The organism is Rhizobium sp. CNPSo 3670, assembly GCF_057784555.1.
Genome location: NZ_JBXSOL010000002.1, coordinates 163,942 through 177,639 on the forward strand (window position 1 = coordinate 163,942; position 13,698 = coordinate 177,639).

Genomic DNA, 13,698 nt, shown 5'->3' on the forward strand with positions numbered 1-13,698 from the left:
ATGGAGTGGCTGAAGATCTGTCCGCCCGACCGGGAATACCTGCCCCCTGCCTCCGATCAAGCCCGGGCGCCCCGCCCAAATCCGCCATTGGACGAAATCGTCTCACCCTGCTTGAAGCCGACAAATCACCAAGAGTGATCGAGATCTCAGCCTGCGACCGCGATGCGGGCGCGCTTGTGCACGGCGGCCAACAGGCCGCCGAGTAAGACTGTTCCCACGATGAACAGGAATGCTGCTGCGACGATGGCCGGGCTGATGTTTTCGCGGATAGAGGAGAACATCTGGCGCGCGAGCGTCAACTGGTTCGGTCCGGCAACGAAAAGAGTCAGCACCACCTCGTCCAGCGATGTGGCAAAGGCCAGCACTGCGCCCGACAGCACCCCCGGCACAGCAAGCGGAAGCGTTATTTTCCAGAAAACACGCCGGGGGGAAGCGCCTAAGCTCGCCGCCGCCCGCTCGACCCGATAATCGATGCCTTCGAGCGATGCGGTGATACTGACCAGAACGAAGGGGAGCGCGACAACAGTGTGCGCGACGATGACCGCGGCAAAGGTGTTCGCAAATCCGAGCCGGGCAAACAGGATCTGCAGCCCAACACCGAGTACGACCGCCGGAACGACCATGGGCAGGAGGAAAATCGTTCGCAATGTCGAACGGAACGCAATGCGCCTGCGCAATGCGAGGGCCGCAAGCATACCAAGCACCGTCGACAGCAGGGTGGTTCCGGTGCCGATCAGCAAGCTGTTGACGATGGATCGCCGCCAGGCGTCGGTATTTGCAAGCTCTGCAAACCAGCGGGTCGAAAAGGCTGGTATGGGATAGGCCAGGAAGCTGCTTGATGTAAATGCGATCGGTAGGATCGTCAAAAGCGGAGCCAGCAGAAAGACGACCGTTGCCGCGCCGAACACGAATTTGAGTAACCGCGCCATTCTCATGCCCCTGTCGTCTCCGTGGAAAGCCGCCCATAGATGCCATAAAGCACGACCGTCACGGCAAGCAGAACGATACCGAGCGCGCCCGCCATGCCCCAATTGGCGGAACCGGTAGCGTAGAAGGCAATGACCGAACTGATCATCTGGTCCTTCGGTCCGCCGATAAGCGCGGGCGTGATGTAGTAGCCGAGCGCTGCCATGAAAACGAGCAGGCCGCCGGAGGCGATGCCGCGCAGCGTCAAAGGCAGCAGAATATGCAGGAAGGCTCTGATTGGCCTCGCACCGAGAGAAGCGGCCGCCGGCATGAGATTTCGCGGAATGGCAATGAGAACGCTGTAGATCGGCAGAACCATGAAAGGCAGCAATACATGCGTCATGGCGATGATGACACCTGTCCTGTTGAAGAGCAGCGGCAAGGGATTGCTGACGAGGCCGAGCGACATCAGCGCCGAGTTGATGAGGCCTTTGTCCTGAAGAAGAATGTACCAGGCTGCTGTGCGCACCAGAAGCGAGGTCCATAGCGGCAGAAGCACGGCAACCAGGAGAAGCTGGCGTCGCCAGCCGTTCGAGGCGGCCGCCAGCATCGCGTATGGCAGCCCGATGAGGCAGGTCGCCAAGGTCACGACAGCAGCCACAGCGAAGGTCCTGAGAAGAATCGCCTGGTTGGCCGACTCCTCGGCCGGCATGGCCACGATCGCCCCTGCGGCATCATGTTGAAGATCGACGGCAGCAAGAAGATTGCGATCAGAATAAGGGCTGATGGCCTCCGCAATTGCCCGCCAGAACGCAATATCGTTCCATCGCGGATCGACCTCTCCAAGGACGATCGGCTGCGTGCTATCTCTCACGGCCGTGACGGTCTTCCTCATCAGAGTGCGGAAGCCAGGCTGGGCACTGTTCAATCGTCTCACCACCTCGCCCAGGCTTTGGTCGTCCTCGATCAATTTCAGATCGTCGACGAGAGCGGCATGCATGGTGTCCGAAGGCTTGGCGATACGGTCCCAGGTGGAAACAGCGGCTGTCGTGCGCGGCAGGTTTTGGCTCACGACCGGATCCGACACCGCTTGACCCAGCACGGTCAGAAGCGGCCAGATAAAAAAGACGCTCAGAAACAGGGCGAGTGGAAACACGAGGGCGAAGGTGCCGAGACGTTGACGAAAAACGCTCATGCGGCGATCACCCAGCAGTCGTCCGGTGAGAAATGCGCCACCACGTCGGATCCCGGCGGCCACTCCGCCGATCGCCTGTCGGTTCGAACCACGAAGCGAAAGGCATCTTCGTCGAGCTGCACCCGCAGGTGATCGCCCTGGTATACGCTGTCGAGTATCTTTGTCGGCAGGGCATTGGCCGGCGAGCCGTTTCCATGTGCCGCAAGAGAAATCCGCTCGGGACGGACGGAAATGTGGACGCGGCTTCCGACGGAAAGGGAGCGGCCGCCCGATACGACCACATGCCGCCCCTCGACGATCTCGACTGCCGTCCCGGTTGGATCCGTTGCCTTGACAGTTCCTTCTATGAGATTGGTTTCGCCTATGAATTCGGCGACAACGCGCGTCCGCGGGCGGTCATAGATCTCACGTGGTGAGCCGATCTGCTCGATTTTTCCATGGTTGAAGACCGCAATTCGGTCCGACATGGTCAGCGCCTCCGATTGATCGTGGGTTACGAACACCACGGTCAGTTCCAGGCGTTTGTGAAGGTCGCGAATGTCGAGTTGCATCTGTTCGCGCAAGTGTTTGTCGAGCGCCCCGAGCGGTTCGTCCATCAGCACCACGGTGGGCTCGAATACCAGTGCCCGGGCAAGTGCCACACGCTGCTGCTGACCGCCGGAAAGCTGGGCCGGTTTTCGGCTGCTCAATGCCGACAGTTGCACCATGTCGAGCGCACGCGTCACCCGATCCTCGATCTCGCTGCGTCCGATGCCGCGCATCTTGAGCGGAAAGGCAATGTTGTCGGCGATCGACATGTGGGGAAAGAGGGCGTAATTCTGGAAAACGACGCCCATTTCGCGCCGGTGCGGCGGCAGATGTTCGATACGACGGCCGTCGAGAAAGATGCCGCCGCCGGTCGGATTTTCAAATCCCGCAAGCATCATCAGCAAAGTCGTCTTGCCCGAGCCCGAGGGTCCCAGAAGGCTGACGAATTCACCCTTGTCGATATCGAGGGACAGGTCTTTGACGACTTGCAGCGGGCCGAAGGATTTGGAGATTCTTTCAAAGCGTATGCGCGGGGTAGCCATGATGGCCCTCCGTTCAGATAGTCGTTTCTTTAGGAACATGGAAAGCCCCACGTATTGCTTCTTGGAGCGATCCGTGGGGAGAAAATAGCGCTGTTATTGCGCTAGCCAGGCGTCGAACCTCTTCGTCAGCGCTTCCGAATTGTCGATCCAGAAGTCCGTATCGAGGCTGAGTGCTCCCGTCATGTTGGCGGTCGCAGTCGGCAGGTCTGCGAGCTGGTCCGGTGGCAGGTCCTTGTCCGCGGCCTTGTTCGTGAGGCCGTAGGCGATATATTGCGGCAGTTTCGCCTGGCTTTCCGGCTTGCTGGCGAAGGCGACGAAGTCGAAGGCCGCATCCTTGTTTTCAGCGCCCTTCAGGACGACCCAGCTGTCCACCGCGTAGATGCTGCCTGGCCAGACGACCTTGAACGCCTTGCCTTCGGAGCGGTTGATGCCCGTGATGCGGCCGTTATAGGCGCTGGTCATGGCCACCTCGCCGGAAGCAAGCAATTGCAGCGGCTGAGCGCCTGATGTCCACCAGACGAGGTTCGGTTTCAGGGCATCGAGTTTGGCGAAGGCACGATCGACGCCATCCGGCGTCGCCAGGACTTCATAAACCTTGTCGGCCGGAACGCCGTCGGCAATCAGCGCGAATTCGAGCGTGTATTTCGGCCCCTTGCGAAGGGCGCGCTTGCCCGGAAATTTCTTCACATCCCAAAAATCGGCCCAGGACTTGGGACCATCGGCAATCTTGGCGCCGTCATAGGCGATCGCGGTCGACCAGACGATGGCGCCGACGCCACAATCGCTGACGGCCGAAGGCAAAAATGCGTCCTTGCCGCCAAGCTTGTTCCAGTCCACTTTTTCGAAAAGCCCGTCGGCACAGCCGAGCGCCAGTTCATCGGCTTCGACCTCCACGACATCCCAGGAAGGGCTGCCTGCCTTGACCTTCGCCTGGAGAACACCGATGCCGCCATCCCATCCTTCATCCAGCAGCGGCCGGCCGGCCTGTTGGGAGAAAGGTTTGAAGTAAATTTCCCGCTGGGCATCCTGAAAATTCCCACCCCAGGATGCCACGGTGAGATCCCGGGCCATGCCCGGCCCGGCGGCAAGCGTCAGCGACAACAAGCCCAGAGCTGCAATCGTTGAGGTTTTGTTGAGGTTCATTCTTTTTCCCCTGTTTGTTAGTGATGCAGCAATGCTGTCCTATGTCCCGGGAGGCGAGAAGGCGCTTTTTCTTGGCCGCGGTGGGACCATGGATGCACCACTCCAGACCAGCCGCCGCCAGTTTCAACCGGCCCTGCCCGGAATCCGCCTGCTTGTGATCGAAAATTGCGAATTCCATTCGAGGAATCAGTGGTGCATAATATGCACCACGGTGCACCACTCTTCATTACACAGGATCTTCGGGTTCTGTGGCATAACGGGTCGTGCACAGCAGTCTGACTTTGGTTCGATCGCAGCCCATTTCATTGGGGATACGCTTGCGCAGAGGGAAATCAGTGGCAACCGAGCTGGACGGCGATCCGCCACGCGGGCGTTTGCCGCCCCTGTCCATGGTTCGCGCCTTCGAAGCAGTCAGTCGATTGGGCTCGATGCGCAAGGCCGCAGACGATCTCAATCTCAGCCATACCGTCATATCCCGGCATGTCCGAAATCTGGAAGCCTGGCTTGGCACGCGGCTTGTCGATGCCGGCCCGCGCGGCATCCGGCTGACGGTGGAAGGCAGGGTTTTTGCCGAGACTGTGGGAACGGCCTTCGACCTTATCGCCAAATCGACCGCTGAGCTGCGGCCCGCCGTCAGCCGCACCGTCCTGCGCGTCTGGTGCGTGCCCGGTCTTGCAACGCGCTGGCTGACGCCGCGCTTCAACCAGCTTCAGCTCGCCTTGCCCGGGATCGACTTTGTCATGCGTGCGACCGACCTCGAGCCGGATTTCACCCGCTATGAGGCCGATGTCGACATCCGCTATTCGGAGGAACCAAGAGGAAATGTCCGTTGGATTCTGCTGGAACGGCCTCGCATGTTCCCGGTCGCGAGCCCGGATTGGATCAGCAGGAATGGCCCCGTGCGCACCCTTGACGATTTGGTTCGCCAGCCGCTGATCCACGAGGAAAGTCGCGATCAATGGCGACAGTGGTTCCGCAAGGCGGGCTTCGAACAGGAGATCGTGTTGAACGGACCGCGATTGTGGTCAGCCAATCTCACGGTGGACGCAGCCGTCACGGGCCAGGGAGTCGCGTTGGCCACACGCCTGATCGCCGCAGACGATCTTCGCGCGGGCCGGCTCGTCGAACTGCTTGAAACGGACGTTCGCCTGGGTGGCTATTATTTTGTCGGAGCGCGCGAACGCTGGAACGAGGTGACGCAGGCACGCTTCCGAACGTGGATACAGCAGGCGATAACCGCAACGACGGGTGGCCATTCGTCCAGTGAAGGCGCGGCGGGATAAAACGCGTCCGCTTTCCGGCGCAAAGGGCCAGGGATCCGCGCGATTTCTTGAGCAGAGCGCCAACGAGGAACATCGCATGACGGTCTCGCGCAAGATCTTGACATCCGCAACGTCTAACCAGCCGCAAGGACCTGGAGATGGCCGAGTGCACCGTAGCTAAGGATCGCTTGGTCGGCCGTCAGCAACGGTACGCGATGGAACCGGGCGGTGGCGGCGATGATGCGGTCCGCGGGGTCGGCATGAAACTCGCCGGGCAGCCGAACGCTGTCTATCGCGATGGAAGGCTCGATCGGCGCGAGCTGAAGCCCGGGCAGCGACAGAGCGCTGTTGATCCAACGCCCGACATCGTCGCCGAGCGCTAAGCGCTCCTTCTGCACGAGCGTCGCAATTTCCCAAGGTGTGATCGCGGACATCAGAATCCGGCTTTTCCCGGTCATCTCGTCGATGATGCGCCGGGCCTGTGAACCGAGGCGAGCGTCGTCCTGCATTGCCCAGACGAGGATATGCGTATCGATGACGATCAACGGAGGACGTCCCAATCCTCCGGCTCGACGACCGGAGACAGCGGATCGTCATAGCGCAACACGCTGCCCTTCATCGCGCCGATGATGCTCTTGCTTTCGTCTGTGTTTCGCGCCGGGGAAAGCACGGCAACCGGCTTGCCGCGCTTGGTGATGACGATCGGTTCACCGTCGCTGCGCATCTGATCGATAAGGTTCAGACATTTCGCCTTGAACTCGGCTGCGCCCACCACTTTCGACATGACCATATCTCCTGTACACCTTCACAGAATATAGCGTCATTTCTTCGTTGAACAAGTGCAACAAAAAAGCGGGGCTCTCGCCCCGCCTTTTCAACGATTCAAATCTTGAATGCGTCCACTCAGTGGCTGTCCTTGCCGACAGCGTTTCCGCGACATCCCTTGAGGAAATCGAGGTCGGCGCCGGTATCGGCGCCTTCGACATGCTGCTGATGCAGGAAGGCATAGCCTGATTTCGGCAAGTCATGGTTCGGCTGCCATTCGGCGAGACGGCGCGCCAGTTCCTCGTCTGATATGTCGAGATGCAGGCGACGGTTCGGCACATCGAGCTCGATCATGTCGCCGTTCCTGACGACCGCCAGCGGTCCGCCGACAGCGGCTTCCGGCGAGGTGTGCAGCACGACGGTGCCGTAGGCCGTTCCGGACATGCGGGCGTCTGAGATCCGCACCATGTCGAGGATGCCCTTCTTCAGCACCTTCGGCGGCAGGCCCATATTGCCGACCTCGGCCATGCCGGGATAACCCTTCGGGCCGCAGTTCTTCATCACCATGACGCAATTCTCGTCGATGTCGAGATTGTCGTCGTTGATCTTGGCCTTGTAGTCGTCGATGTCCTCAAACACGACCGCCCTGCCCCGGTGCACCAGAAGATGCGGCGAAGCCGCCGAGGGCTTCAGCACTGCGCCCTTGGGCGCGAGGTTGCCGCGCAGCACGACGATGCCGCCGGACGACGTCAGCGCCTTCTCGGCGGGCAGGATGACCTCCTCGTTCCAGTTGACGACATCCTTGACTTCGTCCCAGACGGTTTCGCCGGAGACCGTCAGCGCGTCCTTGTGCAGAAGGCCGGCTTCGCCGAGGCGCTTCAGCACGACAGGCAGGCCGCCCGCATAGAAGAACTCTTCCATCAGGTACTTGCCTGACGGCATCAGGTTGACGATCGTCGGAACGTCGCGGCCACAGCGGTCCCAGTCGTCGAGCGTCAGATCGATGCCGACGCGGCCGGCAATGGCGAGCAGATGGATGACGGCATTGGTCGATCCACCGATCGCCGCATTGGTGCGGATAGCGTTCTCGAAGGCCTGCTTCGTCATGATCTCTGAGGGCTTCAGATCGTCCTTGACCATCTGCACGATACGGCGGCCGGTCAACTGCGCCATGACCTTGCGGCGGGAATCGACGCCCGGGATCGCGGCATTGCCTGACAGCGCCATGCCGAGCGCCTCTGCCATCGACGCCATCGTCGAGGCCGTGCCCATCGTATTGCAAGTGCCCGACGAACGGCTCATCGACGCTTCCGCTTCGAGGAATTCGGCCTGCGTCATCTCGCCGGCCTTCACCATCTCGGAGAACTTCCAGAGATGCGTGCCGGAGCCGACGCGTTCGCCGCGGAAATAGCCGTTGAGCATCGGTCCGCCGGTGACGACGATCGACGGCAGGTCGCAGGAGGCAGCACCCATCAGCAGCGACGGCGTGGTCTTGTCGCAGCCGACGAGCAGCACGCAGCCATCCATCGGCTGGCCGCGGATCGCCTCTTCTACCGCCAGCGCAGCAAGGTTGCGATACATCATCGCGGTCGGGCGGAAGGTGTTTTCGGACGCGGAGAACACCGGCACCTCAAGAGGGAAGCCGCCGGCCTCCCACACACCCGCCTTCACCTTCTCGGCGAGTTCTCTCAGATGACCGTTGCAGGGGGTCATATCCGACCAGGTGTTGAGGATGCCGATGACCGGTCGTCCGTCGAACAGATCGTGCGGATAACCCTGGTTCTTAAGCCAGCCGCGATGATAAATAACGTCGCGGCTCGTGCCGCCGTACCATTCCTGCGACCTCAGCCTGCGCGGCCATTCCGCTTTCTTCTTCATAATCTCTGTCCTTCAGGTGACTGCCGGGCCGCCTCGTACGGCCCGGATCATCGGATATCTCAAGCCAGCGTGTAAGCGGTCTTGACCGTTGTGTAGAACTCGGCGGCGTACTTGCCCTGCTCACGCGGGCCATAGGACGACCCCTTACGGCCACCGAACGGAACGTGGAAATCGACGCCTGCCGTCGGCAGGTTGACCATGACCATGCCGGCTTCGGAATTGCGCTTGAAATGCGTCGCATGTTTCAGGCTGGTAGTGGCGATGCCGGCCGAAAGGCCGAACGGCGTGTCATTGGCGATGGCAAGCGCCTCGTCGTAATCCTTCGCCCGGATCACCGAGACCACAGGCCCGAAGATTTCCTCGCGCGAAATGCGCATCTGGTTGGTCGCTTCGGTAAACAGCGTCGGCTGAAGGTAGAAGCCGGGTGTTTCGCGCGAGATGACCTCGCCGCCAAAGGCGAGCTTGGCGCCTTCCTTCTTGCCGATTTCGATATAGTCGGTATCGGTCTTCAGCTGCCGTTCGTCGACGACGGGACCGATATGGGTACCGGCCTTGAGCGCATTGTCGACGACGAGCGTCTTCAGCTTGTCGGTGAGCGCCGCGACAAACTTGTCGTGGATGCCTTCGGTGACGATCAGGCGCGAGGACGCCGTGCAGCGCTGGCCGGTCGAGAAGAAGCCCGAATTGGCGGCTGCCTCGACGGCGACGTTGAGGTCGGCATCGTCGAGCACGACCATCGGGTTCTTGCCGCCCATCTCGAGCTGGAACTTGCGGTTATGCTCAATGGAGGCGGCAGCGACGCGCCGGCCGGTGCCGGTGGAACCGGTAAAGGTAATGCCGTGAACGTCGGGACTTTCGAGCATGGCCTGGCCGACGACCGAGCCCTTGCCCATGACGAGGTTCAGGACGCCCTTCGGCAGCCCTGCCCGGTTGAGGATATCGACGATCGCCCAGGAGCAGGCCGGCACCAGCTCGGCCGGCTTGAAGACGATCGTGTTGCCATAGCAGAGCGCCGGCGCGATCTTCCAGGCGGGAATGGCGATCGGGAAGTTCCACGGCGTAATGATGCCGATAACGCCGAGCGCCTCCCGGGTGATCTCGACACCGATATTCGGGCGAACCGACGGGATGACCTCGCCGGCGAGCCGAAGGGCCTCGCCAGCGAAGAATTCGAAGATCTGCGAGGCGCGGATGACTTCGCCGGTCGCCTCAGGCAGGGTCTTGCCCTCTTCGCGGGCGAGCAGCGCGCCGAGCTCGTCCTTGCGCGCCATGATCTCGTCGCCCGTCTTCTTCAGGATGACGTGGCGTTCCCAGATGCCGGAGCGCGACCAGGCCGGAAATGCGGCCTTGGCGGCGGCGATGGCGTTTCTCGTATCTTCCGCGCTGCCGTCGGCATAGAGGCCGACGACCTCGTTCGTATCCGACGGATTGATGTTCTTCGTCGCGTTCGTGCCGACCCATTCGCCGGCGATCAGGTTTTGATAAATGGTCATGGGCTGAACAAGCCTCCTTTACCGTTTACATCACGATCCGGCCACCAGGCGGCCGGATCTCAAAAATCAGAGCTGCTTGACGGCGATTTCTTCTTCGGCCGCGATCTTCAGCGGATTCCTGAGCGGCAGGCCGAATTCGGCGACTTCGATCTCGAAGACGTCGCCCTCTTCCGTCTTGATGCCGTCGGCAAAGGACAGGGTCGCCGTGCCGAACATATGGACATGGACATCGCCGGGAACACGGAAGAGGCCATATTTGAAATGGTGATATTCGAGGTTCGCAAAGGTGTGCGACATGTTCGCCTCGCCCGACAGGAAGGGCTTTTCGAAGATCACCTTGTCGCCGCGCTTGATGCGCGAAGTGCCGCGGATATCGTCGGGTGCGGCGCCGATGCGGATTTCCGGACCATAGGCTGCCGGGCGCAGTTTGGAGTGGGCCAGATAGAGATAGTTGATCCGTTCGGTGACGTGGTCCGAAAACTCGTTCGACAGCGCAAAGCCGATGCGGAACGGCGTACCGTCCTTGGCGATGACGTAAATGCCGGCCATTTCAGGCTCTTCGCCGCCATCGAGCGCGAAGGAGGGTGAGATGAGCGGAGCGCCGGGGGCAGCCGTGCCATAGCCGTTGCCCTTGTAGAACCACTCGGGCTGCACGCCTTTTTCACCGGATTTCGGCTTGCCGTTCTCCAGGCCCATCTTGAACATCTTCATCGAGTCGGTCAGCGTTTCCTCGGCCGCCTCGCTGGTCTTCTTGTGCATCGAATCGCGGGTAGCGGCGGAGCCGAGATGGGTCAGGCCAGTGCCGGTCAGATGCAGGTGGGCGGCGTCGGGATGGGTGATCGGCGGCAGGAAGCGGCCTTCCGCATAGGCATTTTCGAGATCGACGGCATCGCCGTAACCATGAGCCTCGATAACCGTGGCAAGCGACTTGCCGCCGTCGGCAGCTTCCATCGCCAGCGCATAGACACTGCCGGCATTCTTGACCGACCTTGCCGCGCCGCCCTGCTCGCGCACGGCGACGACGATCTCTCCGTTGGCACCCTTGATCTGGGAAATAAGCACGACTTCAATCCTTCTCGTTTCGGCGAGTCTCAGAAAAGCTCCGCCTGTCCGGCTCCCACGGGAGCCGGAATCCATCATTTATATGACTGCGAATGCCTGGACTGCGCTTAGGCGCTCAGCCCTTGTTCTTGTTGTAGACGTCGAAGAACACGGCGGCGAGAAGCACCGCACCCTTGACCATCTGCTGCGAGTCGGTGCCGAGACCGTGGATCGACATGCCGTTGTTCATGATACCCATGATAAGCGCGCCGATCACCGCACCCGTCACCTTGCCGACGCCGCCTTGGGCCGATGCGCCGCCGATGAAGCAGGCGGCGATTACGTCGAGCTCGAGACCGAAACCGCCCTTGGCCGTCGCCGAGTTGAGGCGCAGCGCAACGATGAGGCCGGCAAGACCGGCAAGCAGGCCCATATTGGCGAAGGTCAGGAAGGTCAGCCGCTCGGTATTGATACCGGAAAGCTTCGTCGCCTTCTCGTTGCCGCCCATGGCGTAGATGCGGCGGCCGATCGTCGTACGGCGGGTAATGAAGGCATAGGCGGCGACGAGAACGAGCATGACGACCAGCACGTTCGGGAAGCCGCGATAGATCGACAGTTGGTAGCCGAGCCCCAGGATAGCGAGCGAGACAATAATGTTCTGGGCGAGGAAGAAGCCCATCGGCTCGACGTCATTGCCGTGCTTCTCGTTCGACAGGCGCTTGCGCCAGGCCAAGTAGAACAGGGTGACGGCGCCGACGACGGTCAGGATGATCGAGGTCGAGTTGATGCCGCCCATATCGAAGAGGTTGGGCAGGAAGCCGATGCTGATCAGCTGGAACTCCGGCGGGAACGGACCGATGCTGGTGCCGGTGCCCGATGCCGTCATCACGAACAGCGTCAGACCGCGGAAAACCAGCATGCCGGCGAGTGTGACGATGAAGGACGGGATCTTGTGATAGGCGACGAAATAGCCCTGCAGACCGCCGACCAGCGCGCCGAGCGCCAGGCAGACGACGCCTGCCAGGACATAATTCATGTGCCACTGCACCGTCATCACGCCGGCGATGGCGCCGATGAAGCCGACGACGGAGCCGACCGACAGATCGATATGGCCGGCGACGATGACGAGCAGCATGCCGAGCGCCATGATGACGATGAACGAGTTCTGCAGGATAATGTTGGTCAGGTTGAGCGGCCTGAAGAGAACGCCGCCGGTCGAGAACTGGAAGAACACCATGATCGCGATGAGTGCGATGAACATGCCGTATTCGCGGATGTTGCCGCGAATGTAGTCTCCGATCGAGACGACACGCCCCTGCTCAGCGATGGGTTGATTGATCGGCGTCATTGTTTCTTCTCCCCTGAGCGCATGATAGCGCGCATGATGGTTTCCTGGCTTGCTTCTCCCTTCGGCAGTTCAGCGACGATGCGTCCTTCGTTCATCACGTAGATGCGGTCACAAGTGCCAAGCAGTTCGGGCATTTCCGACGAGATCATCAGAACGCCTTTCCCATCGGCGGCAAGCTGGTTGATGATAGTATAGATTTCGTATTTCGCGCCGACATCGATGCCGCGCGTCGGCTCGTCCAGGATCAGGACATCGGGGCCGGAGAACAGCCACTTCGACAGCACCACCTTCTGCTGGTTGCCGCCGGAAAGATTGACCGTTTCCTGGAATATGCTGGAGGAACGGATGCGCAGCTTCGACCGATAGTCGGCCGCAACCCGCGATTCCTTGACGCTGTCGATGACCGAGGCATTGGACACAGCCTTCAGATTGACGAGGGTCGTATTGTGCAGGATCGTGTCGTTGAGCACCAGGCCGAGTTGCTTGCGGTCTTCGGTGACATAGGCGAGACCGGCGTCGATCGCCTTGCGCACGGTGCTGACATCGACCGGCTTGCCGTGCATCAATGCTTCGCCCGAGATCTTGTGGCCATAGGACTTGCCGAACAGGCTCATGGCGAATTCGGTGCGCCCTGCCCCCATCAGCCCGGCGATACCGACGACCTCGCCCTTGCGGACGGTAATGTTGATATTGTGCAGGACCTGACGGTCGCGGTGCTGCTGGTGATAGGCGTTCCAGTTCTTCACTTCGAGAATGGTTTCGCCGATCGGCACCGAACGCGGGGGATAGCGGTCTTCGAGATCGCGGCCGACCATGTTGCGGATGATAATGTCTTCGCTGATCTCGTCGGCGTGACAGTCGAGCGTCTTGACGGTCATGCCGTCGCGCAGGACCGTGATCTGGTCGGCGACCTTGCGGATTTCGTTCAGCTTGTGAGAAATGATGATGGAGGTGATGCCCTGCTTGCGGAACTCCATCAGCAGCATGAGCAGCGCATCGGAATCGCTTTCGTTGAGCGAGGCCGTCGGCTCGTCGAGGATGAGCAGCTTGACGCTCTTCGACAGCGCCTTGGCGATCTCGACGAGCTGCTGCTTGCCGACACCGATGTCGGTCACCAGCGTGTTCGGAGATTCGGACAGGCCGACCTTCTTGAGCAGCTGCTTGGTACGGTTGAAGGTCTCATCCCAGCTGATGACGCCATTCTTGGCGTTCTCGTTGCCGAGGAAGATGTTTTCGCCGATCGACAGCAACGGCACGAGCGCCAGTTCCTGGTGGATGATGACGATGCCGATTTCTTCGGAGTCCCTCAGCGCCTTGAAGTGGCGCGTCTCGCCTTCATAGACGATATCGCCATCATAACTTCCGGTGGGATAAACACCCGATAGCACTTTCATCAGGGTCGATTTGCCGGCCCCGTTTTCGCCTACCAATGCGTGAATTTCACCCTTGCGAACCTTGAGGTTCACGTTCTCCAGCGCCTTGACGCCCGGGAACGTCTTGGTGATGCTCCGCATTTCGAGGATGGTATTGTCCATAGTCAAATTTCCAGCGTCCCCAGCCCGTCAATGGGTGGGTAATCATAAAATCGAAGGCCGGA

General features: G+C 60.7%; 12 protein-coding genes. 1 reads left to right on the plus strand and 11 read right to left on the minus strand.

Annotated features, from left to right (window positions below):
* Positions 1–146: 146 nt before the first annotated feature.
* The 4 genes from AC13QO_RS02495 to AC13QO_RS02510 form a co-directional block, all read right to left on the minus strand.
* Entirely contained in the window at positions 147–935 is a 789-nt protein-coding gene (locus AC13QO_RS02495; protein ID WP_488539828.1) for an ABC transporter permease, read from the minus strand.
* The gene (locus AC13QO_RS02500; protein WP_488539829.1) at positions 932–2,101 is read right to left on the minus strand and encodes an ABC transporter permease; all 1,170 of its coding nucleotides are present in this window, start codon (positions 2,099–2,101) and stop codon (positions 932–934) included. The genes AC13QO_RS02495 and AC13QO_RS02500 overlap by 4 nt, the downstream gene beginning before the upstream one ends.
* Entirely contained in the window at positions 2,098–3,171 is a 1,074-nt protein-coding gene (locus tag AC13QO_RS02505) for an ABC transporter ATP-binding protein (protein ID WP_488539830.1), read from the minus strand. The genes AC13QO_RS02500 and AC13QO_RS02505 overlap by 4 nt, the downstream gene beginning before the upstream one ends.
* 93 nt (positions 3,172–3,264) lie before the next feature.
* Entirely contained in the window at positions 3,265–4,242 is a 978-nt protein-coding gene (locus AC13QO_RS02510) for an ABC transporter substrate-binding protein (RefSeq protein WP_488539891.1), read from the minus strand.
* A 407-nt stretch (positions 4,243–4,649) separates the two neighbouring features.
* On the opposite strand from AC13QO_RS02510, the gene AC13QO_RS02515 reads away from it, so the two are divergent.
* Positions 4,650–5,597, plus strand: coding sequence for a LysR substrate-binding domain-containing protein (locus AC13QO_RS02515; protein ID WP_488539831.1), 948 nt, complete (start codon positions 4,650–4,652; stop codon positions 5,595–5,597).
* Positions 5,598–5,710: 113 nt separating this feature from the next.
* On the opposite strand, the gene AC13QO_RS02520 is transcribed toward AC13QO_RS02515, so the two are convergent.
* The 7 genes from AC13QO_RS02520 to mmsA form a co-directional block, all read right to left on the minus strand.
* The gene (locus tag AC13QO_RS02520; RefSeq protein WP_488539832.1) at positions 5,711–6,121 is read right to left on the minus strand and encodes a type II toxin-antitoxin system VapC family toxin; all 411 of its coding nucleotides are present in this window, start codon (positions 6,119–6,121) and stop codon (positions 5,711–5,713) included.
* A complete protein-coding gene (locus tag AC13QO_RS02525) occupies positions 6,118–6,360 on the minus strand; it encodes a type II toxin-antitoxin system Phd/YefM family antitoxin (RefSeq protein WP_488539833.1) in 243 nt (80 codons plus the stop codon). Before AC13QO_RS02525 ends, AC13QO_RS02520 begins: the two co-directional genes overlap by 4 nt.
* A 119-nt stretch (positions 6,361–6,479) precedes the next feature.
* Complete coding sequence (gene araD, locus AC13QO_RS02530; RefSeq protein ID WP_488539834.1) at positions 6,480–8,219, minus strand: L-arabinonate dehydratase; 1,740 nt, start codon at positions 8,217–8,219, stop codon at positions 6,480–6,482.
* Between the two features lie 59 nt (positions 8,220–8,278).
* Entirely contained in the window at positions 8,279–9,712 is a 1,434-nt protein-coding gene (locus tag AC13QO_RS02535; RefSeq protein WP_221113372.1) for an aldehyde dehydrogenase family protein, read from the minus strand.
* Positions 9,713–9,778: 66 nt separating this feature from the next.
* Positions 9,779–10,774 (minus strand): AraD1 family protein, encoded by a 996-nt coding sequence (araD1, locus tag AC13QO_RS02540; protein ID WP_488539835.1) that lies wholly within the window; start codon positions 10,772–10,774, stop codon positions 9,779–9,781.
* A gap of 115 nt (positions 10,775–10,889) precedes the next feature.
* Positions 10,890–12,101: a multiple monosaccharide ABC transporter permease gene (gene mmsB / locus AC13QO_RS02545; protein ID WP_085779016.1), complete on the minus strand. Its 1,212-nt coding sequence runs from the start codon at positions 12,099–12,101 to the stop codon at positions 10,890–10,892.
* On the minus strand, positions 12,098–13,636 hold the full coding sequence (gene mmsA, locus AC13QO_RS02550; protein WP_085779017.1) for a multiple monosaccharide ABC transporter ATP-binding protein: 1,539 nt from the start codon (positions 13,634–13,636) through the stop codon (positions 12,098–12,100). The genes mmsB and mmsA overlap by 4 nt, the downstream gene beginning before the upstream one ends.
* Positions 13,637–13,698: the final 62 nt, after the last annotated feature.

Bases quoted from the DNA above. Each gene is read 5' to 3' on its own strand.
- AC13QO_RS02495 (WP_488539828.1), bottom strand. From the start codon at position 935: ATGAGAATGGCGCGGTTACTCAAATTCGTGTTCGGCGCGGCAACGGTC.
- AC13QO_RS02500 (WP_488539829.1), bottom strand. From the start codon at position 2,101: ATGAGCGTTTTTCGTCAACGTCTCGGCACCTTCGCCCTCGTGTTTCCA.
- AC13QO_RS02505 (WP_488539830.1), bottom strand. From the start codon at position 3,171: ATGGCTACCCCGCGCATACGCTTTGAAAGAATCTCCAAATCCTTCGGC.
- AC13QO_RS02510 (WP_488539891.1), bottom strand. From the start codon at position 4,242: ATGGCCCGGGATCTCACCGTGGCATCCTGGGGTGGGAATTTTCAGGAT.
- AC13QO_RS02525 (WP_488539833.1), bottom strand. From the start codon at position 6,360: ATGTCGAAAGTGGTGGGCGCAGCCGAGTTCAAGGCGAAATGTCTGAAC.
- araD (WP_488539834.1), bottom strand. From the start codon at position 8,219: ATGAAGAAGAAAGCGGAATGGCCGCGCAGGCTGAGGTCGCAGGAATGG.
- AC13QO_RS02535 (WP_221113372.1), bottom strand. From the start codon at position 9,712: ATGACCATTTATCAAAACCTGATCGCCGGCGAATGGGTCGGCACGAAC.
- mmsB (WP_085779016.1), bottom strand. From the start codon at position 12,101: ATGACGCCGATCAATCAACCCATCGCTGAGCAGGGGCGTGTCGTCTCG.
- mmsA (WP_085779017.1), bottom strand. From the start codon at position 13,636: ATGGACAATACCATCCTCGAAATGCGGAGCATCACCAAGACGTTCCCG.